Raw genomic sequence first — 25,301 nt, forward strand, 5'->3', positions numbered from 1 at the left:
TAAGAGGGCGCTTATATAAGCGCTTCTTCCCGTTAAATAAGCTTTCACTCTAATTTTGGGAATCCCGCCATGAGCACAGCCATGCCCAACGCCGGTCCTCCGGCGTTCTACACAGTCCGGGAAGCTGCGCGGATTCTGCGCGTGGACCCGGCGACCCTCTACCGAGCGATCCGGGAGGACGCCTTCCCCGCAGTGCGGGTGCGCACTCGCTACGTGGTGCCCGCCGCCGTGTTCGAGAAGCTGATTGCTGACGCCGCCGAGTCAGGTGGCTGCGTGGACGTCGCACGCATCGCCGCTGAGCGGCGGATGGCGCGTGAGGTCGCGCGTGTGACCGGGGGTGCGCCGTGGTGAACCCGGATGACTTCTTCGAGGTGTTGGCGGCCGAGTTGGACCGCTACGCCGATGTTCCTACCGATGTGTTGGAGGAGATCGTCACGCGTGATGGGGCCTGCATGTGGCTCTACGCCAACGATTCCGAGCCGGAGTGGACCGGTGACGACCTCACCGATCGAGAGTTGGCTGCGCGGATCTGCGCGGGGTGTCCGGTGCGTCGCGAGTGCTTGGAGTTGGAGTTCCGCACCGCCGGGCCGGTGACGCTGGGCGTGTGGGGTGCGTTGTGCGAGGAAGACAGGCGCGCGGTGTACCCGATCTGGCTCGCGCGGCGGTCGAACTCGCCGGAGCAGGACGGGGGGCCGTCGTCATGACGTTCACCTTGACGCCGTTGGAGTTGTGCGCCGGGTTGGGTGTCATGTTGGCGCTGTTCCTGGTGTGGCGCAACGGTTCCCGCAAGGCTAAGGCGGCGGCGGAGACGGCTCGCAAGAGCGCTCGTCTGTTGTCGCTGACGGGCCGGGTGTTGGTGATGGCGGGGGTAATCGTGGGTGTGCAGTGGCTCGCGATCACCTACCGGGCGGACACGGTGCTGTTGCTGGTCGTGCTCGGGTTGCCCGCGTTGTTCTCCGCGTACACGCTCACCCGCGCTCTGACCGTGACCACTGTGGAGAGTCGGAGCCGGAAGGGTGATCGGCGATGACCACCCCCGGTGTGCGGGTGTGGGAAAGGGTGGCCGCCTTCGGGCGGCCACCCGCCACCCCCGCGAACATGCTCGCGCGGGAAGCGGCCGAAGCCGCTGAGCTTCGAGCCCACCAGTCCCACCCGGACGTGGTTGCCCTGCGGGTTGAGCGAGTGCGGACGCAGGTCGATCGCCTGTGCTGGGCCGGGATCGTGCTCGGGTTGGCGTTCACGATGACCAACGTGCAGCAGTTCGCCGCCGCCGGATCTTCGGCGTGGTCGTTGCCGTGGTTGGCGGCGTGGCTGTTGGACCCGACCGTGTCCCTGGTGTTGCTGGCGATTCTGCGGGCGGAGCAGGTGACTGCCCGCTACCAGGTCGCCACGGGTCCGTGGGTGCGGCGGGCGAAGTGGTTCACGTTGGCCGCGACCTACGTCATGAACACCTGGGCCTCCTATGCGGCGGGTTCGGTGGCGGGGGTGGTGCTGCATTCAGTTCCGCCGTTGGTGGTGTTCGTTGCCGCCGAAGCGGTCACGGATCTGCGGGACAAGCTCACCGACGCGGTGACGGCAGCGTTCACCGAAGCCCACCACCGCACCGTGCCGCACGCCGCGATGAACGCCGGGGTGGAGGTTCATGAACCCGCTCGGCGTCCGGCGCGACGCGGTCGCGGTGACCACCGCCGGACGTCGTTCGCGGAGTACCTGACCACGGCGCGGGCGGCGTGGTGCCCGGGTGTGATGGTGACCCCGGCGTGGGTTCGTGAGGTCACCGGGTGCTCGCGTGGTCTGTCCTCTCGCCTGGCTGCTGTGCTGACCGCCGAGGTCGCGGGATCGGCCGAGGGTGGTGACGCCCCATGAACGAACACAACGAAGTCGCCGTGAACGCGGGCGAACACGGTTCGTTGCCGGTCCGCGCGGTGCTGGACGGCGAGTTCGTGAACGACACCGCAGCGTCCATCCGGGGTTCGTGGAAGGCACGCTTGCGGGCGTGGTGGCTGCACTCGCCGCGTGTCCCGACGGCGTTGAAGGACCGCAGCCACGCGAAGGACGCCGCGAAGGTGGGCGTAGTGGCCGTGTTGCGATCGCCGTTGCGATTCCTCGGGGCGGTCGTGCGCGGGGTGGTGGTCGCGGTGCGGTTGTGGCGTTCGTGGGTGAAGGTCGCCGACTACCGCGACGCTGCCGAGCAGTCCGAGAAGCTTGCCGACAAGTTCACCGAGATCCGCGAGCTGACCTTGTTCCGATGGAAGGTCACCGCCGCCGTTGTGGTGGCAGTCCCATTCCTGGGCGCGGTCGCGCTGCTCGTCTACGGCCCCACCGTGCTCTGGGCCGCCGCCGGGTTCGTGTCGGTTGGCTTGGCGATCCTGGGACGACGGAAGGACGGCAGCCCAGGACGGAAGGCGGTGTTGGCCGGTCCCCGGACGCTCACGTGGACCATGGACCCGCAAGTCCTGGTGGATGCGTTTCGGGACGCGAAGCTGATCGGTAAGGACGAGACCCTGCGCCTGGTCGAGCGCGCGAAGCGGATCGGCGAAGGGTGGGCGGTCACGGTGGACCTGCCCGCGACCCGCAAGGCCACCGATGTGATCAAGAACCGGGAAGCGTTGGCCTCCGCGCTCGCGGTCGACGAAGTCCAACTGATCGTCGAGCGGGTGCGCGGTGCGGGCGGACACGCCGGGCGAGTGGCGATGTGGGTCGCCGATGAGGACCCCTACGCGGCACCGCCGCTGCGGACCCCGCTGCTCGGGGTGTCGCACTGGGATGCGTGGCGACCGGTGCCCTTCGGGCGGGACGCGAGGGATCGGCGGATCGACCTCCCGCTGATCTGGACGTCGCTGTTGGTGGGGGCGATTCCTAGGCAGGGCAAGACATTCGCGACACGGTTGGCAGCCGCGGCCTTGATCTTGGACGCCTGGGTTCGGCTGTACGTGGCGGATTTCAAGGCTGGTAAGGATTGGAGTGCGGCCGAACAGGTCGCACACCGCTTCCTGGCCGGTGACGACACCGAACACATCCTGGCCCTGAAGGACTGGTTGGAAGAACTCGTCAGCGAAGTGCAGGGACGCTACGCGCGGATGCGCGAGTTGGACGATGTGGTGTGCCCGGAGTCGAAGATCACCCCGGGCATCTCCCGCGACCGGTCGTTGAACATGCCGGTGACGGCGATCTTCATCGACGAAGTCCAAGTACCCCTAGAGGACCGCACACCCGTTGTGGTGCAAGGGAAAAAGCTCACAGCAGGGGAGTACATCGGCGAGCTGCTGACCTGGCTGGCGAAGAAAGGACCAGCGGCCGGAATCATCCTCGTACTGGCCACCCAGCGCCCGGACAGCAAGACGATCCCGTCCGGGCTCCGCGCGGTGCTGGGGTCGCGGTTCGCGTTGCGGGTGATGGACTGGCGAGACAGCAACATCGTGCTCGGGGAGCAGATGAACACCCGGGGCTACGACAGCAGCCGCCTCCTGCCGTCCCACAAGGGAGTGGGCATCCTGCGCCCGGACGGAGACACCCAAGCGGGGGCCGACGTCCTCGCGATGACGGTGCGCACCTACTACATGCCCAACGAGGACTGGCAGACGATCTGCCAACGCGGACGCGTGCTCCGGGACGCGGCGGGCACCCTGTCCGGGCACGCCACCGGACAGGACTCCGTCCCGGTGCTCGATCACGCTGCCGTGGCGAAGGTCCTCGGTGCCGCATCGGTGACCGTCGCCGAACCGGCGAACATGGTCGAGTTGCCGGAGCCGTTGGCGTCCGTTGTGGACTATCTCGCCGATGACCTCGAATCGGACGTCCGCGCGTTCGTGCCCACGGCCGAACTTGTTGAGGCACTGGAGGTTGAGCCGACCGGGTTCGGGCGGCAGATGGGAGAACTCGGCTGTCGCCCCACCCGCGAACGCATCCCCACCCAGAACGGAACGCGACAAGTCCGGGGCTACCTCACCGCCGACATCCGCGCCGCAATCGACGCCTACCGAGACGGGACGATCCTTGACGGCGAGGTGATCGGCGATGACCAGTAGTGATCAGTTCAGAATGAGTTGCCAGGTCAGCAGCCCGCGCGCCGAAGATTGTCGGACTACTGCGGGTCTGCGGCGGTCAACCGTGGCGATCCGGCATCCTGCGGGGCGTGAAGCCGTCCTGTCGCTCCGCCGTGGAGCCCGCCGACCCGGTCTTGCGCCCCTTCGTGGTGTTCCTGTGGGCCGCTGTCGCCGTGGCCGTCACGGTCGGGCTGACTACCTTCCTGGTGCACTTGTCCGATGGCGCCGACCCGCAGCGCCTGGCCGGGCTACTCGACATCGTGCGCATCGGGCTCAGCGTCGGCATCGGCACAGGCGGCCTGTTCGCACTGTGGCTGGCGACGAGGCGCCAGCGCTCGGCCGAGCAGACGCTGGCGCTACAGCGCGAGGTGTCCCAGACGACGGTGAACGACAGCACGGAGCGCCGGATCACCGAGCAGTACAACAAGGCGATCGAGCAGCTGGGCCACGAGAAGGCCGCCGTACGGTTGGGTGCGATCTACTCGCTCGAACGGATCGCGCAGGAACACGCGGGGCACCGGCAGACCGTCATCGACGTCTTCTGCTCCTACCTCCGCCTGCCCTACGAGCCGCCGGCCGACCGCAAGAGGTGGTCGAAGTCCAGCGCCGGGCTATCCCCGGAAGCAGCCGAGGCACTTGCCGAGTTGGAGGTGCGCTACACGATCCAGGGCATGTTCTGGGAGCACCTGGGCGACCCGGAGAAGCGGAAGGTGGGCGAGAAGCACTGGCCAGACCTCGTTCTGAACCTGTCTCGCGCGACGTTGGTCGATCCGGTCCTTCGGTTCCTCGCAGTGCGCGGCCTGTGGTGCGAACAGCTGGTCGTGCACGGGACTGCGGACTTCCGCGGACTCCGGGTGACCCACATCGCGAGTTTCGTCAAAGCGCGGTTCCACGACCGGGCGGTCTTCGCGGATGGGATCTTCAGCGAGAGCGTCGCGCTGATCGACTGCACCTTTGAAGCTGGGGCGGACCTCTCGGGCGCGGCTTTCCTGGGTCTTGTCACCCTGATTGGCTGCGATTTCCGGGGCGAGGTTGACCTAGGCGGTCATTCGTCACGAGGCTTCGCGGCGCATAACTGCCAGTTCGACCACGGCTTGGTGCTTCGTGGCGGGAAGTGCACCTTGGTCATGATCTCTGACAGCGACCTGCAAGGGACGTTCGTCACCGATGACCTGGAGGTGTCGGCGGGCTTGCTCGCGGGCTGTTCGTTCCGAACGCAGCCAGATCGGCACCCGAAGATCGTTCTTGTCGACGACTTGCGGGATTCGGACAGCTACTGGCGCGGCGTCGCCGCGCACTTCGGTATCGAGTTCGACGGAACGATGATGTCTACATAGCCCGTCACCAGCTGTCCCGGGAACCCGTCACTCCGTCTCAGGCGGTGTGACGGGCCGGAAAACGGGTTCGAACAGGGGAAACGGCCCGTCGTGACGGGTGGGACAGGTGACAGCCAACCCGTCCCCATCGCCAGAAACACCCTCGTCCGCCCCGTTCGCCGAGTCCTCCGGCGGACGGGGAGACCCGTCCCCAGCCGTCGTTTCGTCGCTGGGGACCTGCGGAGGCATCGCCTCGTCATAGCGCAGCAGCGCCCACAGCAAGACCGCCTGCTCGCCCTTGGGAAGCACCGCCTCTGGTGACGTCGCCCTGGCAAAGAGCAGCAGCAGCACGAAGAACGGGATCTCGTAGAACGCCGTGATCTTCACCAACACCGTCAACGGAGGCTTCCGTGCCCCCACCTCGTACCGGCTCAACGTGCTTTCGCTGACCCCAACAGCCGCCGCCGTCTTCCGGAGAGGCATACCGCGCAAGGCACGCAGATCCCGCAGAAGCCCACCGAGTTCGGCGCAGTACGAAGCAGGCTCGTTCGGTGGTTGCTCAGGACTGTCCGTCAAGACCGACACGACTTCCTCTCACGTAGCTCGACAGCGATAGCCAGAAGCGCGCCATCGGCCCGGGACGGCGATGCCGTGGCGCAGCCTCAAGACCGGGCAACTCTGCGCCTAGGCGAACGAACATCGCGCAACGCGGACACTTCGGAAGCGGCGCACACGTCAACGGGGCTGCGAACATCAGCGCGCCGCACAGGGTCACGTACTCGCCTGTGTGCGCCATCCCAGCTGCCATCTCTTCATCCGTCACCGCATGGTCAACGCCGTCATCGAGCGACGTCACCCACACCGAATACAGGCGAGGCAGCACGGTGGTTCCCTCCCCGGACGCGTTCGCGTTGGCCACGGCTGGGGCCGAGGTGGTCGGGGCACAGCTCGACCCCAGCCGTGATGAGGTCCGGCGATAGTCGAGCGGGCGCGGATGACTTCGCCGGACCGGTCCGTGACGGCCGCACGCAGCCATGACAGACTTATATAAGCTTGTTGTAAGCGCTCCGGGGCTGTACACGACCTGCGTACGACATAGCGGCGACTCAGACACGACCTGTCCACAGTGGAGGGACCAGGCGATGACCCAGGGGAGTGGGCCGACGAAGCCGCCGCGCACCGTGCTGGAACGGCTGATCAGGCAGCGTCGGCAGACGTTCGAAGAGTTCGTCGAGTACGCCGAGACCTTCGCTCGCGAACACGCGGAGCCCGGCACCCTCAGCGTTCGCCACCTACAGCGCCTCGCGGCCGGGCGGCGCTCGGACGGAACGCCACTCGGACCCGTTCGACCGGCAACAGCTCGACTCTTGGAACGCATCTTCGACATGAGCATTGGCGAACTGCTAGCTGCTCCCGTTGCGGATAAGCAGGAAGATGACTCTGGTGTCGAGTTGCGCCAAATGCTTAACGCCTCGCGGCGAGTCGACCTCCGCGTACTTGAGCTGCTTCATGAACAGCTATCCGCGATCCGTCGCCTCGACCGACAGATGGGGGCGCTTGTCGCTCACGATGAAGTCCGCGTGAAGATGGAGCAGGTTGCGCGCCTGATGTCGCATAGCCTTGCGCCCGATGTGCGCACTCAACTCGCTGTGTTGTTGGCCGAGTTGTCCACGTTGGCCGGATGGCAAGCCCTCGATCTCGGCAACGCCGCTGCTTCCTGGCAATACTACGACCGCGGTCGTGTGGCTGCCGCCGAGTCGGCGAAGGTGGCATTCGAAGTGCACGTCATCGCAGAACAGGCTTTCGTTCTACTCGACGTCGACAGAGCGGCCGATGCCGTCCAGCTGTTGAGTACGGCGCGAGTCAAGGCAAGAAACTCGGCTCCTTTGCTGTTGCGATCCTGGCTCGCCGCCGCTCACGGTGAAGCACTCGCGGCCGCTGGCCAGAAGAACGAGAGCCTTCGAGCATTCGACAAAGCAGCTGCCTTGCTTCCGAGCGAGACGACGAATGTTGACGGTCCATATGTGGTACTCGACGCTGTCCACCTTGCGCGTTGGCGTGGTCACGCGCTTGCGCGTTTCGCCGATCCCGACGCGGTCGATGTGTTGACTGGCGCGCTTGAACGACTCGATTCCTCATTCACGCGAGCGGAGACGGCGCTACGGGTTGACCTCGCAATAGCTCTTGTCACCATCGGCGAACCTCACGAGGCGCGTCGGCAGGCAAGCCACGCGGGCGAGCTGGCCGCCGAAATTGGGTCCGTCCGTCAGCAGCGTCGGATGCGTGCCCTCGCCGCGGCGATCGCATAGCTTGTGTGCCTTCGCTGTGGACTTACTAAGGCGAACGGTCAGCAATCGTTGATGCGGGCATACGCTCGCGCGTTTTGGTGACGCCGAGGCGGTCGAGATACTTGCCGACGCTCTCGACCGCTTCTATCCAAAATTTACACATGCCGAAACCAAACTACGGATTGGTTCGCATTCTCTGCTGTCGATGAAAATGTGGAGGCAAGAAGGGGATGTTAGCGAGCGTGTAGTTGACAATCATAATCTGCTCTACTTGACAGTATCGACGCACTACCGGTACTGCGAGTGAATCAAATTTGTGTGAATGCGTCTGCTTTATACGGGGCTGTTGACTCGCATGTTTTCTGAAATCCAGCGTATCTTGTCTTCGGATGGACGCCTGCCCCAACGACCTTCGACAACTAGTCGAGTGACAGGGAGTGGATAGTCGCAGATTGCTGGCCATGCTTGCGGAGGTCGATAGCCCTTGGTGGTTCCTCGTACTGGATGGCTGTATCCGGGCAAGTATCGAACCTTGATCCAGGAATTCTCTGATTGGAAGACTTCGGCGCGGCGCCAGCCGTTTTCCCAAACCCATACTGGATCTCCGGCTGAGTAGTAGTAGCCCGGAATGTAAGCCCCAACATGTGTCAGGCCAGGCACTCCAGGCATTGCAAAGTTTGGAAACCCGCCAAGTATTCTGTACTGCGCAGGGGTGAGAAATGGTTCTATCGAAAAAGGATCCCATTTGGGGTCGGGTGAGTGTAGCCGAATGTCGTTTCGGATGATATCTGCGTAGATTGGCGTTCCGGTGGGCAGTACGCGTAGGCCATTCCGCACGTAGTGTTCTGTAGGCAGGCTGATGGCAACCTTGATGTGGCTAAATTTGCTAGCGTTAATGACGCGCCCTGGGATCCATTGGTTGGGTGAATCCCAGCGGACCATCACCTTGTCGCCAAAGTGATAAAGGCAATCAGATGGATACGTCATGGTGTCTTCTCTCGTCTGGCATTAGGTTCCTGGTTGTCCGAGGCGCTTTCGCGGCCCGAAGCGGTGCCAAGTCGTGCAACGAGAGAGACAGTAGTCCACCATGTATTAAACCACATCGTGTGAATATTATGGTTCGATTATGGTTGAGAAGCTCTCTGAGCTGCGGTTTCGTCGGGGATCGTGGTCCTCTGGAAAAGGGTGGATAGCGCCGGATCGTCATCCATTTGGACTAGCGGTCTGGCCAGTCTTGAGACGTCCTGGGTGTGGGGGATGCAGCGTCTGCAGCTAGTGAGTGAGCTTGGGTGCCTGTCCGCACCGGTAAGGCATGCGTCACGGGCCGCAAGGAGAATTTGATCTTGATTTTGCGTAGTGTCCATAGTGGACGCTGATGGGCATGGGTGTGGGCATGAACCCCCTTGAATCCATGCCCATGGTGCGGCACTTCGCACCTACCTATGGTGCCTCTGCCCAGTTCGACGGCGTGTTGCCTGGCTACGTAGCCGACTCAAAATCCGTCCAGTGTGCGTTCGAGTCGCACCGGGGGCACTCTTGATCATGGCTCTGACCTGCGGTTTTTTTGTTTTCTGCTCTTCATCGAGCCCTGAAACGATCCTGGGTGTGTTCACGGGTGCGGGACTGGGTGCGCGGCACCGCTGCGGCGATGCTCTCCGCGGCGTCGATGCCCAGCTGTGGCAGCATCAAGGTGTAGAGGTCTGACGTGATCGCCAACGTCTTGTGGCCGAGCATTTCCTGCACCACCTTCATCGGTACCCCGGCCGCCAGGGCCAGCGTCGCCGCTCCATGTCGCAAATCGTGCAGCCGAATCGGCGGTAGGCCGAGCTTGGCGATCCAGTCCTGGAACCGGTTCGACACGTGATTCGGGTCCAGCGGCTCGCCAGTATCGGTGCAGAAGATCAGGTCGTGGTCGCGCCAGGTGTTTCCGGCCTTCGCGCGTAGCGCCTTCTGGTGCTCTCGATGTGCCTGGAGGACAAGGCAGGTGTCGGCGTCCAGGGGGAGTTCCCGGAAGCCCGAGTCGGATTTCGGGGTGTCGAAGACGAGGTCCGGGCCGAGGGTGAGGATCGTGTTGGCGATCCGCAGCGATTGCCGCGACGCGCTGAGCTCAGACCACCGGGCCCCGCAGGCTTCGCCACGCCGCGGTCCCCGGTAGGCGAGCAGATGAAACCCGGGCAAGCCCAGGTCGGATCACCTCCGCTCGCGGAGAAGAGGGCACCGCGCTGCTCGCAGACCCCCCATCACCGGGCCACCCCCGCTCGCGCGGGGAAGAGCAGCTCGCAGACTTCGTCGTCGACGTGTTCGCAGGGACCACCCCCGCTCGCGCGTGGAAGAGCCGATCAACGATTCGCTTCGGTCTCAGCAGCTGGGACCACCCCCGCTCGCGCGGGGAAGAGCGACCAGGCCCGTCCTACGGCACGGTCCCGTCGGGACCACCCCCGCTCGCGCGGGGAAGAGCGACCAGGCCCGTCCTACGGCACGGTCCCGTCGGGACCACCCCCGCTCGCGCGGGGAAGAGTCTGAGGCCCTGGCCCTGGAGGTACACCGCTAGGGACCACCCCCGCTCGCGCGGGGAAGAGGCACGCCACGTCGCCAGGCGCAGCGCGGACATCGGACCACCCCCGCTCGCGCGGGGAAGAGGTCCACGAACTCCGCCTTCAACCGCTTCCCGAACGGACCACCCCCGCTCGCGCGGGGAAGAGGATGACGAATTTGTCGCGATCGTCACCAAGGGAGGACCACCCCCGCTCGCGCGGGGAAGAGCCGCTGAAGTTCTGGGCCCGCCTCGGAGGCTGCGGACCACCCCCGCTCGCGCGGGGAAGAGCGCTCGACGAGAACACGTGGGTCACGGGAGCCGGGACCACCCCCGCTCGCGCGGGGAAGAGCCACGGACCCCGAGACCGGTGCTCGATACGCGGGACCACCCCCGCTCGCGCGGGGAAGAGATGAAGGGCCGCGAAGTCGGAGACAACGTCACGGGACCACCCCCGCTCGCGCGGGGAAGAGTTCGATGTCCCGTTCCCGCTGGAGCCGCTCGATGGACCACCCCCGCTCGCGCGGGGAAGAGCGGCCGTCCCCGGTCTGGCTCACCGCCTGCAACGGACCACCCCCGCTCGCGCGGGGAAGAGAGGTGGCCCCGATCGACGTCCTCACGGGTGGGTGGACCACCCCCGCTCGCGCGGGGAAGAGCAGCGGCCGAACATCGACATCCGGGTGCTCCCGGGACCACCCCCGCTCGCGCGGGGAAGAGCGACGCGACGATCTTGGCCTGGCTGAAGATGTGGGACCACCCCCGCTCGCGCGGGGAAGAGTCCCGCCGGAAGAGAGACACCCCTGCGGCCAATGGACCACCCCCGCTCGCGCGGGGAAGAGACGTTGAAGTGGGCCGGGCTGACCCGCGAGCAGGGACCACCCCCGCTCGCGCGGGGAAGAGTCGGGGATCGGCGCCGGACTCAGGCAGGTCTGGGGACCACCCCCGCTCGCGCGGGGAAGAGGTTAGAACTACTTAAGTAACCACCCACAACCCGGGACCACCCCCGCTCGCGCGGGGAAGAGGACATCGTCGCCCTGGTCAGGTTCGCCGTGGTGGGACCACCCCCGCTCGCGCGGGGAAGAGACTTGTTGAACTGCAGGTTTGGCGGCTGGGTCCGTTATTTTGCATGGGTTTGTAGCCATCGTAGGGACGGTAGGGATCGCGGCCGTTGAGTGCTGGGTCGGCATCGCGCTGTGGTCACCGGGCGTACAACGGTTGGGAACGGCCTCGAAAAGGGGCTTTCTCTCACGCAGAGCACCGACGCAGTCACGTCCCCTCATCCGCAGCGGCTTCCGGCGCTCCAGCGTCAACGGTGTCAGCGGCGGTCGAATCCTGACCCCTGTCCGGCACGCCGGGGTCAGTTTTCACATGCCGTCGACAAGCCCGATGTCGGGTCGTGGCGGGGGCCTACCACACGCTTCAACTGGGAGCGGCGATGTGGGGCCTCTCGCTTGGCCAGCCAGGGAAGTCCGGTCCAGGCGCGGGATGGCCGCCAACTGGACTGTCCAGCCTCGTATAGAGACGGTGGACCACCGTCGCGAGCTATCCAACAGCGACGTCATGTCGTCGCAGTTGGTATCGAGACTGCTCGCTTTGGACCTGTGCCTGGAACTCGGAACGAACGGTCTGGACGAGTTCTCGTGCCTGAGTAGCGCCGATGTTCAGCCGAGCGCGCAAGGTGGTCGCGGCAATCGGCCTTTGGTGAGCTGCGCGATGAGTTGCGTCTTCCTCTCGTGCCCGCTGCAAGAGCTCTTCCAGCGACCGCTTCTGGACAGTGGGCCGAGCGCGCTTCCGCCCGCTGGCTGCGGGGTGGTCGGCGTCCCGGCGAGCTGTGCGGGCTTCCGGCCCCTCCGACGCCTGCATTCCTGGCTGTGCAACGCAGGCGCCATCGACACCCACCGACGAACTGGCTTCGGCAACTGCCCGCAACAAGCCGGGGCCCACTTCAGCCCAACCGATCAACAGGAGCGGTCCAACGGCATCGAATGCCGCCTTCCCGTACGCACCCGCCAAGACCGGGGCTGCCACGTTCAACGCCAAGGTCACACCGCTGGCGAAGATCAGCAACCGTCGAGCTGGCCGCAGCTGGTCCACGGGGGCACCTGCGAGCGACAAATACCGTATGCCGAGCAGAAGTCCGAGGATCGACAGATCAACCGCGGGGGCGACCAGCGGAGCGCCCCAGAGGCGAAGAGCAAGGTTCAGGACATTGCCGAAGCCGAACAGAAACGTCAGTCTGACGACGACGCCCACGGTCACCGTGACCGCCCTGAGGACGCGAGCCGGATCGAGCTGCGAGGCAGTCAGCTGGTTGAGGCTCGTAGTGGCCATCAGAGACCGCCCAGGGCGTCGACCCGCGACTGCTCTTGATAACCAGTACGCCGCTCGAAAACCGCTGGTCAGGTGCGAGACCGTCTAGCTCTGTCCAGGGCGCGGGCCTGCGCGGCATGGAAGCCATCACGGGGCATCACCACCTTGACGGCGGCGGCGCCGATCAATACCGATGGTCGCGGAAAGGCGCAGCTCACGGCTGGTATGAGTTCGTGTAGATGCTGTGCGAGTCGCTCCGGGGGCACAAACAGGATGCGCACCAAGCCCACATCCGCTGGTGATGGTGCGTTGGCCTGCCCTGGGGCTGTATGAGCGCTCGGAACTTCACCGCTGCGATGCGCCAGGAAGAGGACTGGTATGTCGCACGATGTCTGGAGGTCGATGTGACCAGCCAAGGCCAGGCGATCTCCGAGGCGCTGGACAACCTGAGTGAGGCCGTCGGGTTGTACCTGGAGGACGTTCCCGACGTGGCCGCCCAGATAACCACCACCCTCTTGGTCACCTCGTTCCAGGTCCCCTACCTGACATAAGTGCCCTGCGCTGTTGAACCTCATGGCCGGGGGCCGGGTGTGTGCTCGCGTAACACACCCGGCCCCCACAACTTGCGAGAGCTGGTGCTTATGCGGCCAAATCGGGGATGCGACTGTTGAGAAAACCGACCAACTTGCGCTCTGCTCGCGCGAGCCGCTTGTCGCAAGCGTGCTTACTCAGGCCATGGCGGCTGGCGACGGCTCCTGGTTCTTCGCCATCGAGACAGATCTCCGACACCAGCGCCGCCTCATCCTTGGTCAGCACATTGTTCAGTATCGCGCCAGCGAGGAGCAGGTCGGCGTTGCCGACCGTACTGCGTCGCCAATGGCCATCGCCAAGCTCGTCAACCTCCTCGAAACGCGCGATCCGCCGAAGGTTGCGATTCTCCCGATTGCACAGCTCGTGGCCTCGCCGGAAAGCGCCCCAATACAACTGCGAGTACACCCTGGGCTGGCCTGGCTCGGCAATGTCCAGCGCCTCAAAGAATCCTACGAGGATCTCCGAGTGGAGATCGATCTTGTTGCCGTGCGGGTACCGTGGACCCAGCTTCCTGGCGATGCCTTTTAGGCCAGGGCACATCATCCCTGCCGCCGCGGTCAGCCACGGATCTGGCTCTGCGTGGGCACGGCGGACGAGCTCTCGCCACACCGCGTCCTTGGTCAACCACGTGGTCCGCGGTTGGAGCAAGAGGTCTCGAAGCAGGTCCAAGGACTGCGGCCGGGGCGGGACGCCGCAGCCGAGGACCGCGCCGTCGAGCGCGAGTGCGTTCGGCTGAGCGACCAGTTGAAGGAATCGATGTTCGATAACATCCAGATCCGACCGCGCGTCTTCGTTGTCCACGCTCAATGCCTCCTTCGTTAACAGCACCGGTTGCCCCCTACTGCGCTATACGTAAACAGGGAGCTCGTCCTCGCTCGAACAACCCAAAAAGAGTAACCTGGCAGCGTGGAATGCAACCCTCTGCAATTGGATAACTACAAACAGGGGTCGCTGCGCCTTAGGCGCATCCTCAATGAAATTGATCGTCGTGAACTGGGGTGATCTTAATGGCGAGCGTTTTTTCGCAGCTCGGTCTGCAGACTGTCGAGGGCATCGCCAGCATGGTCCCGCGAGCACGCATGTGGAAGTTCGGGCACATTTAAGATCATCTTGAACGGTCATGCTGGTTCATGGACGTGGACAAGAGCTGGCTGCAAACGCCTCGTCGAGCGCGCCGCCAGCAGCTTCAACCAACGCGAGGCAGATGGGCAGCGACTTCGGCGATGGCGTCGAGGGTGTCGTGGTCGAAGCGGCCGCCTGCAGCGTTCTCAGCCTCGGCGATCGTGACGGAGCGGCCATCGCGGTCGCTGCCATAGCGCAGGCCGGTGAACGTGACGTTGGCCAGGTCGAGCAATCGTGCGCCGAGAGGGGTGATGTCACCGGTGCCGTGCTCGTCCATCAGTGTCCGGAATTTCCTGGCGTCGCTGGTTCTGGCCATCCTGACCCACACCACGGACACCACCGCAGTGTTACCCGTCTTGTCTGCCACGGCGAACAGCATGCGGTCCAGTGACGCGCAGCGGTGGCGAGTGAAGAACTCCCGCACTCGGCCGTAGGAGACGGCCACGCATTCGATCTGTTGGCCAGTCGCACGGCGCAGCTGCCGCAGTCCCATCCGCTGCCAAGCCGCATCAGCATCACCTCTGCGTGCGGCCTTTTGGCCTTCGCTCTTGCGGGCCCGCAACTGCAGTGATGCTGAGCTGCCAGCCTGGGCGGCGCCGACCTCGCCGACCGTGGCACCGCCGCCCAGGGAGACCGCCCCGCCGCTGGATGCGAACAGTCCCAGCGTTAGTGCTCCGGCTACAACCGCACCAGTGCCCTTTCCTCGGATAGGTCTGCGTCGCCCCTGCGCATCGGTGTAGAAGTCCGTCAATTTCGCCCCTAGTCCTGCGGTTCTGGCTCGTGGGCTGGAAGGAGCTGGTGGCCGTTCCAGGTGAAGCGGGCGGTGGTCACTGCGTCATCACCGTCAGTGCCGGTGATGAGCTGGTGGATGCCGATGCCGCTCAGCTCGGAGTAGACGCACCACTCGTGGTCCGACGTGAGCATGAGGTCGAGGTCGAGAGCGGACAGCAAAGCGAACACCTGGCCGCGGTTGGTGGTGTCGACTCCGACGAACACCTCGTCGAGCAGGATGACGCGCGGTGCTTGCGGTGTCGCCTGGTAATGCGCTGCGACTGCGGCGAACAGCGGTAGGTGCAACGCGATTGCCTTCTCACCGCCGGAAAGGGCGCCGTGCAGTTTGCGGGTCAGCAGCTGCCAGCCGTCGCCGTTGGCGCGGTCGACTTTGACCACGAACCGGTGCCACGCGGTGTAGTCGAAGACCTGGCCGAGCTGTTGTTCCCAGCTCGTCGCGGTGTCGTCGGCCTTCGCCTGTTCGATCCGGTCGCGGAAGAACCGGTGCAGTGACTCGCGGTCGGCGTCGTTCAACCCGGCGGGGTCCTTGAGCAGCAGGTCGCGAGCGGCCTTCGTCCCGGGCGGCAGGTCCGGAGCCACCTGCCAGACCAGCCGGACCGCCACCTTGGACGCCGTTCGCACCCGTTCCAGGCGGGCGTTCATGCCGTCGACGAGCTCGTTCGCCTGCCTGATTCGCGCGGCCAGGTGCCGCCGGATGTCCCCGGTCAGGGGCTGGTCGAACAAGGCGCGCTCTCGTTCGGTGATCTCGCGGCGGCTTTCGTCGGCCTCGGTCCGGAGAATGGCCAGCAGCTCGGCGGCACCGACCCGGATGCCGTCGACCACCGCAGTGAAGACCTGCACGTCCTCGTCGGTTTCCAGATCGAGGTCAGCGCGGGATTTGAGGCTTTCGCGGCACGAGTGCATCGATTCCAGGAGCCGGTGCAGGGCATCACTGATGTTCGCGGGGGAATGGGGGATCGCGGGCCAGGCCGCCGCGACCAGCCGGGCCGCGTCCAGTGCGGCGCGGACCCCTTCGGATGCGGTGAGCGTGGCTTCGAAGGTGGCAAGGTCGTCGATTTCACTGTCGGCGGGAAAGACACCGGTGGTCAGCCGACGGAAGCGAGCTGCGGCGGCGTCGCGTCTGACTCCGGCTTCTTCGTGGGCCTTCGCGTCGTTCTGGTGCTGGACACGCAGTTCGCCGAGCGCGGTAGCGAGGTCGGTGACCAGTTTCCTGGCCCTGTGTTGTTCCGCGCTCAGCTCGCCCAGCTTCCTCCGCAGCTCATCGATTTCGGCGAGCACCTGGTGGTAGTCCACCCCGAACGTGCTGTTGATCGCGTCGAGGGTGGCAGCCAACTGTTCGTGTTCCGCCGTGGCTTCAGCGGCTTCGGTCTCGCGCTCGGCCGCGGCGTCCGCCGACCGCCGGGCTTGCTCGGCCACATCCTGGAGATGCCGACGGAACGAGATCAGTTCGACATGTGCTTCCAGCCAGCTCTCGGCTTGGTCGTGGAACGAGCCGATCGCCGTGGCCAGCGTCTTCAGCGCTGTGCGGTCCGGGGGCACGCTGTGCTCGGCGGCCAAGCTAGTCAGCTCGTGCAGGGCGCGGGCCACCTCCTGCTCCCGTTCGGTGACCGCACGGACGCGGGCCCGGACGGCTCCCTCGGCCGCGGACCGCTCTGACTCCCGCCGCCTGAGGGTGTCCGTGGCATCGTTCACCGCCGCATGGCTCGGTCGCGCCTCGCGCTCGTTCCGGATCACCTCACGGCGTGCCCGCAAGGTGGACAGCTCGCCATCGAGCGTTGCCAGGACGGCGTCACACTCTGCGAGTGACGCGGTCAGCTCGTCGATGCGGCGTTGCCGGGCGCGCTGGCGCGCGAGTGTGCCGATGTAGGAGGCGTGGTCCTTTGCCCAGCTTCCCGTCAACGAACCCAGGCGCCACGTTCCGTCGCCGCCGATCGCCACCAGTTCGCCAGGGGGAAGTGCGTCCCCAAAAGCGATCGAACCCAGGAGACGGTCCACCACCGCGGGCTCGACGTCGGCGTCGTGTTCGGCCACGAGGACATCGGCGAGGGAACGTCCCCGTACCGACGGCAAGGCTTCGGGATCAGCGAAGACGTCGTGCCCTTCGATCTCACCGCGAGGACCGACCCAGGCGTCCAGCAGGCCGCTTCCTTCGAGAGCCGCTTCGATCGCCGCGGCCGTCCGGTCCGGGGTCGAGTCGGTGAAGTCGACCAGGCGCCAGAGTGGTGCACCGGTCATGGCCGTGCGGTCGGTCGTCCGGGTGGGTGGTGCGACCGGCGGCACGTCCTGTTCGGTGCGGAGCCGCGCCAGCCGTTCGACCACCTCGTCGCGCTCACGGCGAGCTGTGTCCAGTGCCGCTCCGGTGGTCGCCTCCTGCCTGGTGATGTCCTCCAGGATCGGTGTTGCGGCCGCTTCAACGGCCGCGAGCAGTGCCGACTCCGATTCGAGATGGTCCAGCAAGGTGCTGGGATCGGCGAAGGTCAGCTCACGGCAGCTCGCTGTCCACGCCAGCAGCTGCGAACTCAAAGCGTTCAGAGCGGACTCGTGCTCCGCGGCCGCAGCCGTGATCCGGTCCTGCGCCTGTGAGAGGTCGGCCCTGGCTTCGTCGAGGTCCTCCTCCGCCAGCCCGCGCCGGTAGACGGCCCGTTCGTGATCGTCGAGTGCGTCCCGGACCGCGTCGAGTTGGCCTTGTCTGCTCCGGATCGCCGCGCGGAGCAGAGTGCGGCCAGATCCGGAGCCGGTTTCCAGCTGAGTCGCGACCTCTGCGTGGACACTGGCCAAGCCGGCGCGGGTGGCCGCGGTGCGGGTCTGGAGTTCCTGGGCGCTGACAGTCTCGGCCTGCTGGCGTGCTGTCTTCTCGGCCGACTGCCTGGCCCGCCCATCGCTCACTGCCTCGGAGCGCTTGCGCCCGGCGTCCGCGCGGAGCCGCTCGGCGGTGGCTCCCGCTTCGGCGGTCCGGCGGCGCAATCGGTCCAGCTCTTGCCCTTTCTTGTATTCCTCGCTCTCAACCAGTCCCGACTTGCGCGCTTCGGTGGTCTCGATCTCCGCGGTCAGCGAATCGATGCGGTGTTCGGCCGCGTCCTTTCGCTTGGCGACGGTCTCGTATCGCTCGGCGGAGGTCCGTGCGGCTTTCGCCTGGTTCTCCAGATCGGTGGTCGCCGAGATCAAGGTCGCGGCACCGGCGCGGAGCACCCGCTGGGCGTAGGTTCGCTGCCGGGTCGCCAGCGTCCTGGTCGTTGCCACCTCCACTTCCAGCGCCTTGAGCCGTTCCCGCTGCGCGTCGAGCCGTTCGAAACCTTCGGCGAGGTCGGCGATCTCCTGCTGTCCCAACGGCGGCAGCGCCCGGGAGAGCAGGTTCGAGAGCAGGCTGGGGTCGAGCCGCTGCGACAGCTTCGGCATCCGCAGCTGGAGGAGTGCGGTGATCAGCGCGTCGAAGCGTTGCTCGCTCAGCCCGGAGAACAGGGTGGTCCGGACTTCCGCGCGATAGGAGCCCGCATTGCCGTGGACGACACCGTTCGTGCCCAGGCGTTCTTCCAACGCGCTCTTCGTCAGCGGTTGGCCCGCCTGGTTGACGAGGGAAAGTCCGTCGGGACCGATCCGCAGACCCGTGGTGAAGTAGTCGGGATGCACCGTGGTCGTGTGCGAGCTCGCCTGCAGCCGAGCGCCACACGTGAACCACCGCTCCGGCTCACCGGGGAAGCGGAACTCCAGCCACACGTACCCGACCCGGGTCGTGCCGGTCGCGCCTTCGCCCATGAGGTTCCAGTGCATGGTTCGCTCGCCGGTGCCGAACGTCGAAAGCCGGTTGGCGCGCAGGTTCGCGTCGAACAGGAACGGCAGGAGCAGTTCCAGGGCCTTCGACTTGCCGCTGCCGTTGGGGCCGCGCAGCAGCAGGCGGCCGTCGTGGAACTCGAAGACTTCGTCGTAGTACCGCCAGACGTTGAGAATCCCGGCGCGGCTCGGCAGCCAGCGAGCGTGCCGCGCCGTCGGTTCTCCGGCGGCAGGGTGTGGAAGTTCGGTCACCGTCATGGCGTGGCTTCTCCGGGTTCGGTGGTCCGAGGGCCCTGAACGGCGTACCGGGCCGCAGCCGGAAGCGGCCGGACGATGCCGGCTTCCTGCTCGGCGAGCCCGAACGCCGTCAAGACCGCGACAGCGTCGGAGGTGAGCTGCCGCGGTCCGTCTTCGTCCCGGTAGGTCTTGGCCCAGCGGGGAAAGCGAGCGAGCAGGGCTTGCACCTCGATCTCCAGCTGTTCCACAGTGGACGGTCCGGTCAGCGATTCCAGCAACAGCAGTGCCGCGACCTTCGCGTTGCCGGCGTCGTCCGGGAAACGACTGTCGGTCGCGATGCCGTCCACGTCCACCAGGAGCACGCCTTCAGCGCGTTCTTCGAGGACGAAACCGCCTTGCTCCGCAGCCCGGCGCAGCAGCTGTCGGCCAGTCGGAGAACCGAGGTAGGCGCGTTCCTCCGGGAGGAGGTCGTCGAAGTACAGCACCGGGTCGTCGACGAGCCTGCGGAACACCGAGTGCCGCAGCCAGAGGTTGCGTTGCACCTCGGATGCGGTGACGGAGTCGTCGTGGGCACCAGAGCCCATGCCGTAACGCCGTTCGCGCGACACGGCGGCGAGCAGCTCGTCGAAGCGCAGCGCAACGTCGTCGATCGGCACCGCGAGCTGCGACGGCCCGACCGGGGCGGCCAGCAGCCGCAGCAGCAGGGTCGCGTCGATCCGGTACAGCACCTTGGCTGCGGCCGAATCCACGAAGGACTCAGTCGTGCCGTCCACGACCTCGACGACGCCGTACGACTCCAGCAACCGCAGGACATCGACGAAGGCCATGCGTTCACCGCGGCTCGCGGTGTCGAAGGACGGCACCACGTCGTCCGTAGCGGTCGCCCGGCCGACCCGGTCGGCCAGCAGGCCGATCGTGGTCACCGGAACGGAGAGCAGCTCGGCCGCGACGACGCACAGCAGCGCGTAGCGACGGCGGTCGAACGGCGCTCGGCCCGACCGCAGCCGCCTGGCCGGCCTGGTCGGGTCGGTGGCGGTTCGCACCTTGACGAGCCGGGCGTAGCCGAGCCGGGGCTCGACGGTCAGCGTCCAGCCGCAGTAGTAGTCGAACCACTGCCGGATGGGTTCCCGTCGACGGCGGATCAGGTCGAACGCTTCCGGATGGCTGAGCTCGGCGATCAGCGGAGTGGCCAGCAGTCGCCGGATGCCGTCCGCCACCTCTTCGCGTTCCGCGGTCACCAGCTGGTTGTTGAGCCTGGTCATCGGCGGCCTCCGGCGGCCTTCCGCATGTGCTGCTGTCCGGCGGCCCGGATCTCGACGTTGTAGTCCGGGCCGTGGAAGTACCCGCGAGGAGTGGTGAGCGTCGCGGTCGCTCCGTCGCGCGGCGGGCGCAGAAGGATCTCGATCCGCCCGTCGGAGGTCGTGCTTCGCCGGGTGCCGCCGTGGCCGGGCGCGGTGCCGAGTGCCCGGCCCAGCAGGTCGAGCAGCCGCTCGAACACGCCGTGGTCCAGCGCGCCGAAGGAGGACAGCGAGATCCGGCCGCCCGTGTCGAGCAGGTCCCATGCCGCCTCCAGCTCCGCCCGCTCGGCTCGCGCCTGTTCGGCTCTGGCCGCGCGCACCGCCGCGACGTCGCGCACCTTGCCGGTGCGGCTGAACCGCTCGGTCCGTCCGCTCGTCCTGAGCAGCGGGGAGACCTCGACCGGTGGGACGTCCGCCCATGACGAGGTCGAGCTGATCAGCTCGGGGTCGGCGTGCGCCAGGTGGGCGTGGCGGGCGGAGCTCAGTCCGAAGACGGTCGACCACAGCCGGTGGAGATCGTCATGAGCGGGGATGACGGTGAACCACCGGGCCAGTTCGCGGAAGTCGGTGACAGCGCTGCTCGCCCGCCGTCGCGACTCCGTGATGCGGTCGAGGACCTGGAGCAGCGCGATGATGGCCTTGCGCGCCACGATGTGCAGCTGCTCGACTCGCGGGGTGGAGTCGTCGATCGGCAGGAACCAGGCGCGCAGGCCTTCCCACTTCGCCCGCCGATGTTCGAGCCAGGCCGGCCCCGGATCCGTGCCGGCGAGCCGTGGCAGATCCGCGCCGGTCAGCGCGCGTTGCTGCATCAAACCGACGCCGTGTTCCTCGACCCGCTGGATCCGCACCGCGATCGTGTGCGCGCGGTGCTCCAGATTGGTGAGGAACTCCTGGAGATAGGCAACGGTGCTGGCCTTGACCTCGTGGAACGTCGTGATGTTCGCGCCGTCGGCACGCAGGAGCCGTTGGAGTTCGCCGTTGAACTGCTTGGTGTTGCCGCGCAATGCCTCGAGATGCGCTTCGAGTTCGACCACCGTGCTGAAGATCCGCCGATCGGTGCCGGTTTCCAGCTCCCGGGCCAGGTCACCGAGCCGGTCGGCGATCGCGTCGAGCACAGCTGTCTGCAGCGCACCGGTCGCGGCCAGGACACCCATGGCGTGCACGACACCCGCGAAGGCGGCTTCCCCTTGACGGGTCAGGGAATACTGAAGGTTGCGCCGTTCGTACTCGTCGGCCGTCCGGTAGTTCTCGGAGTGGTTCTGGACGACGTCGACGAGGTTCCAGTCGCGCAGTTGTTCCAGTGCCTTGGTGAGTTCCTCGTCTTCGAGGGCTTCGAGCCAGCCCACCGAGCGCAGCCGGGCGCGGACGTCGGTGAGGCTCAGCGCGGTTTCAAGCCGTTCGTTCGCCTCGCCGAAGCCTTGCAGGATCGAGATGTACAGCCCGGCCCGATCTCCACTGGTGAAGCGGAACATCTCGGGCGGGACACGGATCGGATCCATGCTGCCTCCCGGTGGTCACCGGCCACGCTACGGGACGACACCGACAAGTCCCGGTCGCACGTTGTTGGTCATCTCGTTGTGCGCCGGACGATTTCGTCCAGTAGGGCGTTTGCCAGACGCTCCTCCGGAACGGCCCGACCGACTTCGCTGAGGTGCCCGGCGAGGTCCGGGTCCCACGGCACCGGCGTGACTCGCCCCACGGGAGGTCCGTCGGCAGCCGCGGTGAGGTAGTCGGCGCTGCTCATCCGCCACGGCGCGGCACCGGTCCGCGCGACGACGTTGGCGGCGATCCGGAGCCCCTCACCGTCGAAGTCACCGTGGTAGTGAAGAGTCGACCCGGCTTCGCGCAACCGGTTGAGCAAGAGGATGCCCGCGCTGTTCGGCCACCCCGACGTGCAGACCAGTGGCGGGCAGTGTGCACCGAACCGGTCGAGTGCCACCGCGAGGACGCTGGGGTTCTCGAAGACCCACACCTCGCGCGGCGCGCTGGTCAGCGTGGACGCCGCTCGGAGCTGCTGCAAGGTGAGCGCCGCCGCGACGCCGGAATCGGCGCACAACCGGAGGATGCCGCTGACCACGTCGTCGCCCACGATCCGCAACCCCGCGCCGAGCACCGTCGAAGACAACTGATCATCGGCGATCCCGGCCCGCTCCCACAGCGCTCGGCGCTCGGGCGCGTCGACCGGGGCCGGGACGTCGTAGATGGCGACCAGGGCTTTCATGACGAGGTTCGCGCAGCGTTTGCCCTCGTCGAGCGCATGGGGGTCATCGAGAACATCGTCGGAGAACGCGGGAAGCGGCTGCCCGGCGGCGGGCAGCTCGGCAAGCACTTCCAGGACCTTGCCGAGCTCCTCCTTCGTCCGGGCGACAGAGCCATCGATGAGCCCGGCCCGCCGGACACCGGCTGCCCAGTCAGTCAACGCGGGCTGGGCTGAGATGACCGGGTGAGTGGCAAGCCAGTCCCACAGCTCGGCTCGCCGGGCCGCGGCCTCGCGTCGCTGGGCCGCACGGTCGCCAACCGGCCCGATGAGCTGCGTGACGAGGTCCCGGGCGTCCCGGCCGGTCCGCTCTCGTAACACTTGGTCGAGCCGAGCCAAGGTGATGTCGACGTTGTCGCCGGGCAACCGTGCGGAGCCGAGCAGGTCTGCGATGGCCGTCCGTTGGTCGAGATCGAGCGGCCCGACTCGGATCCGGCTGACCGGCCGGCCGGTCGACAGCCGTGCGTGCACGGCTTGCCAGAGCGGCCTGAGCGCGGGCGAAAGCTGCGGTTCCACAATGTTTGCCAGCATAGGCAGCCGCGCTTCAGGTGTCTGCTCGCGACCGTCCTCAAACAGGCGGTGCTCGGCATCGCGGACCAGCTCCCAGTACGGGGTGGTTGGGCCAGGGACGAAGTCCGCGAAGGTGAGTTCGGTAACCGACATCTCGCGGTGGAAGAGTCGGGCCTGGCTGGGCTGATCGCAGGCGAGGACCATTCTGTGCGGCGTTCTCCGTCGTCGACCGGATGACCAGTCGGGGCCGACCCCGGTGATCCGTGGCGTGACGGCCTCGGCCCGGACCGCACCGCGCTTCGCCGCAGCGGCCAGCAACTCGGCCAGCAGCCGCTGCCTCGGTGCGACGACCAGCGCGATCAGGTCGCCGCGCAAGGTGCCAGCCCGGGGCAGCGGCGTGTCCTCGAAACCCGTGACCAGGTCGGCAAATGCGTCCAGCACCAATCCGAGTCTGGTGCGGCGGCATTGAGCTCTAGTATCGGTCGCCGTGAATGTCATTGAGACACAACGTGATGTGCTCAGCAGGCTGTTGTCCGACGACGAGAGGGACCTGGTCCTGCGCCAGGGCCAGTTCCACCAGGTTGTGATCGGCAGGGAGCGGGTGGTCTGCTTTGCCCGCACGGAGGCGGCCGCGGCGCGGTTGCCCGAGCGGGCGGCCGTACTGCGTGTCCTCTCGCGGCTTGACCTGGGCTTCCGGACGCCGCAGCCACTTGATGTAGGCGGCACGGATTGTGCGCGTTACCTGGTCATGAGCCGGATTCCGGGCGCACCGCTTGAGGAGGAGGCACTTGAGCGGCCGGAGGTCGCCGCAGCGGTCGCCAGGCAGTTCGTCGATCTCCTCAACGGGCTCGCGGCCGCCGGGCTCGACGCCGAAGTGCGTGCCGCCATCCCGTCCGCGCCGCACGGCGAATGGCAGGAGTTCGCGGCAGACGTGCGGTCCGAGTTGTTCCCGCTGATGTCGCGCAGCGGGCAGGTCCGGGCCGAGCGCGAGCTCGCCGCGCTCGACTCGCTTCCCCCGCTCGCGTCCGCCGTGGTCCACGGTGACCTCGGCGGCGAGAACGTGTTGTGGGAGACGTCGGACGGCGTACCCCGCCTGAGCGGCGTCATCGACTGGGATGAGGTCAGTATCGGAGACCCTGCCGAGGACTTGGCCGCCATCGGGGCGAGCTATGGCGAGGCGATGTTGGACCACGTGCTTTCGCTCGGAGGCTGGGGCGGAGCGGACCTCGTCGGCCGCATCGCGGCAGTCCGTGGGACCTTCGCTCTCCAGCAGGCGCTTTCCGCCCGGCGTGACGGGGACGAGGAGGAACTGGAGGACGGCCTCGCAGGCTACCGATGAGAGACCTTTGTGGACTGTTGTTCTGCGCGATGCCGCCCGTGCGATCGGCGCCTCGCTTCGGATCCTCATAGCGGAAACCAGGAGGCCGTGAAGACGTCCGGTAACTCGCGAGGGCCGTCGCACGGGGTGGCGTCGCGTCAGTCGATGCCGAGGACGGATCGCGCGGTTGTCCAGTTGGTCAGCATGGCGTGCTGGGCGGCGTCGAGCTTGGCCTTGCCCGCGCAGACCGCCTTCTTGACCGCGTGCTCGACGGTGTCCTTGGTGAGGGCGCCGTCCGACCCGTGGCGCGGCTGGGGCCAGAGGTTGCGGGGATCCCGTGGCGAACCACCGAGCTCAAGGGGAAGGAAGTGGTCTTCCTCGTAGGAACCCATGCTCGTGTCGGCGTAGCCGTAGTCGATGATGCCCTGCCTCTTCAGGCGGCTCGTGTAGTCGACCGGCGGGCGGATGGTGGCGGTCCAGCCGGAGACGCAGATCGTCGAGCCGATCGTCGCCTGGGTGACGCTGGGGTTGGTCGCGCCTGGGGTGCAGGCGGGGTCCGGCAGCGGCAGGAACGACTGCGAGCAGCTGGCGGCGGGTGCGCTCGGACTTGCCGCAGCGGTGGGAAGATCGCTGATGCAGGTTGCTGCGATCAGCGCGGCGACGCCCATGAGTGCGCGCGGGATGGTGGTCATCGGGATCTCCTTTGTCAGGGACCGGGACCAAGGCCGACCGGGGTGTGGTCGGCGGTCGTCATGGAGCGTGATCGCCGCAGACGACGAGCGCGGGGCGCTGTGGTGTCCAACCGACGAACAGTTAATTGATAACCAAGTCGGCCCACAAATGGGAAAACTTCCCCAATTTGGGCAAGTCCGGCGCCGAGCACGCGCGAGAGTGCCTGGGGGCGAATTCACGATC

General features: G+C 66.6%; 19 protein-coding genes and 1 CRISPR repeat array. Of the genes, 9 read left to right on the forward strand and 10 right to left on the reverse strand.

Features of this window, described 5'->3' with window-relative positions:
- Nucleotides 1-69 precede the first annotated feature (69 nt).
- From ACFFQA_RS31455 to ACFFQA_RS31480, 6 genes are all read left to right on the forward strand, one after another.
- Nucleotides 70-351 (forward strand): helix-turn-helix domain-containing protein, encoded by a 282-nt coding sequence (locus ACFFQA_RS31455; protein WP_246843324.1) that lies wholly within the window; start codon nt 70-72, stop codon nt 349-351.
- Nucleotides 348-704, forward strand: coding sequence for a WhiB family transcriptional regulator (locus tag ACFFQA_RS31460; protein WP_377860226.1), 357 nt, complete (start codon nt 348-350; stop codon nt 702-704). Before ACFFQA_RS31455 ends, ACFFQA_RS31460 begins: the two co-directional genes overlap by 4 nt.
- On the forward strand, nt 701-1,030 hold the full coding sequence (locus ACFFQA_RS31465; RefSeq protein ID WP_377860228.1) for a hypothetical protein: 330 nt from the start codon (nt 701-703) through the stop codon (nt 1,028-1,030). Before ACFFQA_RS31460 ends, ACFFQA_RS31465 begins: the two co-directional genes overlap by 4 nt.
- Nucleotides 1,027-1,866, forward strand: coding sequence for a hypothetical protein (locus ACFFQA_RS31470; RefSeq protein WP_446681696.1), 840 nt, complete (start codon nt 1,027-1,029; stop codon nt 1,864-1,866). Before ACFFQA_RS31465 ends, ACFFQA_RS31470 begins: the two co-directional genes overlap by 4 nt.
- On the forward strand, nt 1,863-4,028 hold the full coding sequence (locus tag ACFFQA_RS31475; protein ID WP_377860229.1) for a cell division protein FtsK: 2,166 nt from the start codon (nt 1,863-1,865) through the stop codon (nt 4,026-4,028). Before ACFFQA_RS31470 ends, ACFFQA_RS31475 begins: the two co-directional genes overlap by 4 nt.
- Nucleotides 4,029-4,159: 131 nt before the next feature.
- On the forward strand, nt 4,160-5,383 hold the full coding sequence (locus ACFFQA_RS31480) for a pentapeptide repeat-containing protein (RefSeq protein WP_377860230.1): 1,224 nt from the start codon (nt 4,160-4,162) through the stop codon (nt 5,381-5,383).
- A 27-nt stretch (nt 5,384-5,410) separates the two neighbouring features.
- Here the strand turns inward: ACFFQA_RS31480 and ACFFQA_RS31485 are convergent, their stop codons facing one another.
- On the reverse strand, nt 5,411-5,947 hold the full coding sequence (locus ACFFQA_RS31485) for a helix-turn-helix domain-containing protein (RefSeq protein WP_377860232.1): 537 nt from the start codon (nt 5,945-5,947) through the stop codon (nt 5,411-5,413).
- Nucleotides 5,948-6,504: 557 nt separating this feature from the next.
- On the opposite strand from ACFFQA_RS31485, the gene ACFFQA_RS31490 reads away from it, so the two are divergent.
- Complete coding sequence (locus ACFFQA_RS31490; protein WP_377860234.1) at nt 6,505-7,671, forward strand: NsdA family TPR-like regulatory protein; 1,167 nt, start codon at nt 6,505-6,507, stop codon at nt 7,669-7,671.
- A 1,557-nt stretch (nt 7,672-9,228) separates the two neighbouring features.
- Here the strand turns inward: ACFFQA_RS31490 and ACFFQA_RS31495 are convergent.
- Nucleotides 9,229-9,828, reverse strand: coding sequence for a tyrosine-type recombinase/integrase (locus ACFFQA_RS31495; RefSeq protein WP_377860236.1), 600 nt, complete (start codon nt 9,826-9,828; stop codon nt 9,229-9,231).
- Nucleotides 9,829-9,895: 67 nt separating this feature from the next.
- Nucleotides 9,896-11,266: direct repeats of the CRISPR family, unit length 28 nt; unit sequence GGACCACCCCCGCTCGCGCGGGGAAGAG.
- A 459-nt stretch (nt 11,267-11,725) separates the two neighbouring features.
- Nucleotides 11,726-12,514, reverse strand: a complete 789-nt coding sequence (locus ACFFQA_RS31500; protein WP_377860238.1) for a hypothetical protein — start codon at nt 12,512-12,514, stop codon at nt 11,726-11,728.
- Nucleotides 12,515-12,822: 308 nt separating this feature from the next.
- Between ACFFQA_RS31500 and ACFFQA_RS31505 the strand changes: the two genes are divergently transcribed.
- Nucleotides 12,823-13,044: a type II toxin-antitoxin system HicB family antitoxin gene (locus tag ACFFQA_RS31505; RefSeq protein ID WP_377860240.1), complete on the forward strand. Its 222-nt coding sequence runs from the start codon at nt 12,823-12,825 to the stop codon at nt 13,042-13,044.
- An 88-nt stretch (nt 13,045-13,132) separates the two neighbouring features.
- On the opposite strand, the gene ACFFQA_RS31510 is transcribed toward ACFFQA_RS31505, so the two are convergent.
- The 6 genes from ACFFQA_RS31510 to ACFFQA_RS31535 form a co-directional block, all read right to left on the reverse strand.
- Complete coding sequence (locus ACFFQA_RS31510) at nt 13,133-13,885, reverse strand: hypothetical protein (RefSeq protein ID WP_377860242.1); 753 nt, start codon at nt 13,883-13,885, stop codon at nt 13,133-13,135.
- Between the two features lie 385 nt (nt 13,886-14,270).
- Nucleotides 14,271-14,957: a hypothetical protein gene (locus ACFFQA_RS31515; RefSeq protein ID WP_377860244.1), complete on the reverse strand. Its 687-nt coding sequence runs from the start codon at nt 14,955-14,957 to the stop codon at nt 14,271-14,273.
- Nucleotides 14,958-14,965: 8 nt separating this feature from the next.
- Nucleotides 14,966-19,024: a TIGR02680 family protein gene (locus ACFFQA_RS31520; protein ID WP_377860246.1), complete on the reverse strand. Its 4,059-nt coding sequence runs from the start codon at nt 19,022-19,024 to the stop codon at nt 14,966-14,968.
- Nucleotides 19,021-20,265, reverse strand: coding sequence for a TIGR02678 family protein (locus ACFFQA_RS31525; RefSeq protein ID WP_377860248.1), 1,245 nt, complete (start codon nt 20,263-20,265; stop codon nt 19,021-19,023). Before ACFFQA_RS31525 ends, ACFFQA_RS31520 begins: the two co-directional genes overlap by 4 nt.
- Nucleotides 20,262-21,800 carry a TIGR02677 family protein gene (locus ACFFQA_RS31530; RefSeq protein WP_377860250.1) on the reverse strand — a complete coding sequence of 513 codons (1,539 nt, stop codon included), beginning with the start codon at nt 21,798-21,800 and terminating at the stop codon, nt 20,262-20,264. The genes ACFFQA_RS31525 and ACFFQA_RS31530 overlap by 4 nt, the downstream gene beginning before the upstream one ends.
- A gap of 68 nt (nt 21,801-21,868) precedes the next feature.
- A complete protein-coding gene (locus ACFFQA_RS31535; protein ID WP_377860852.1) occupies nt 21,869-23,509 on the reverse strand; it encodes a TIGR02679 family protein in 1,641 nt (546 codons plus the stop codon).
- Between the two features lie 46 nt (nt 23,510-23,555).
- Between ACFFQA_RS31535 and vph the strand changes: the two genes are divergently transcribed.
- Nucleotides 23,556-24,407: a viomycin phosphotransferase gene (gene vph / locus ACFFQA_RS31540; protein WP_377860252.1), complete on the forward strand. Its 852-nt coding sequence runs from the start codon at nt 23,556-23,558 to the stop codon at nt 24,405-24,407.
- A gap of 137 nt (nt 24,408-24,544) precedes the next feature.
- Here the strand turns inward: vph and ACFFQA_RS31545 are convergent, their stop codons facing one another.
- On the reverse strand, nt 24,545-25,078 hold the full coding sequence (locus tag ACFFQA_RS31545) for a hypothetical protein (protein ID WP_377860254.1): 534 nt from the start codon (nt 25,076-25,078) through the stop codon (nt 24,545-24,547).
- Nucleotides 25,079-25,301: the final 223 nt, after the last annotated feature.

This window comes from Allokutzneria oryzae, from assembly GCF_042429765.1.
Classification (GTDB): Bacteria; Actinomycetota; Actinomycetes; order Mycobacteriales; family Pseudonocardiaceae; genus Allokutzneria; species Allokutzneria oryzae.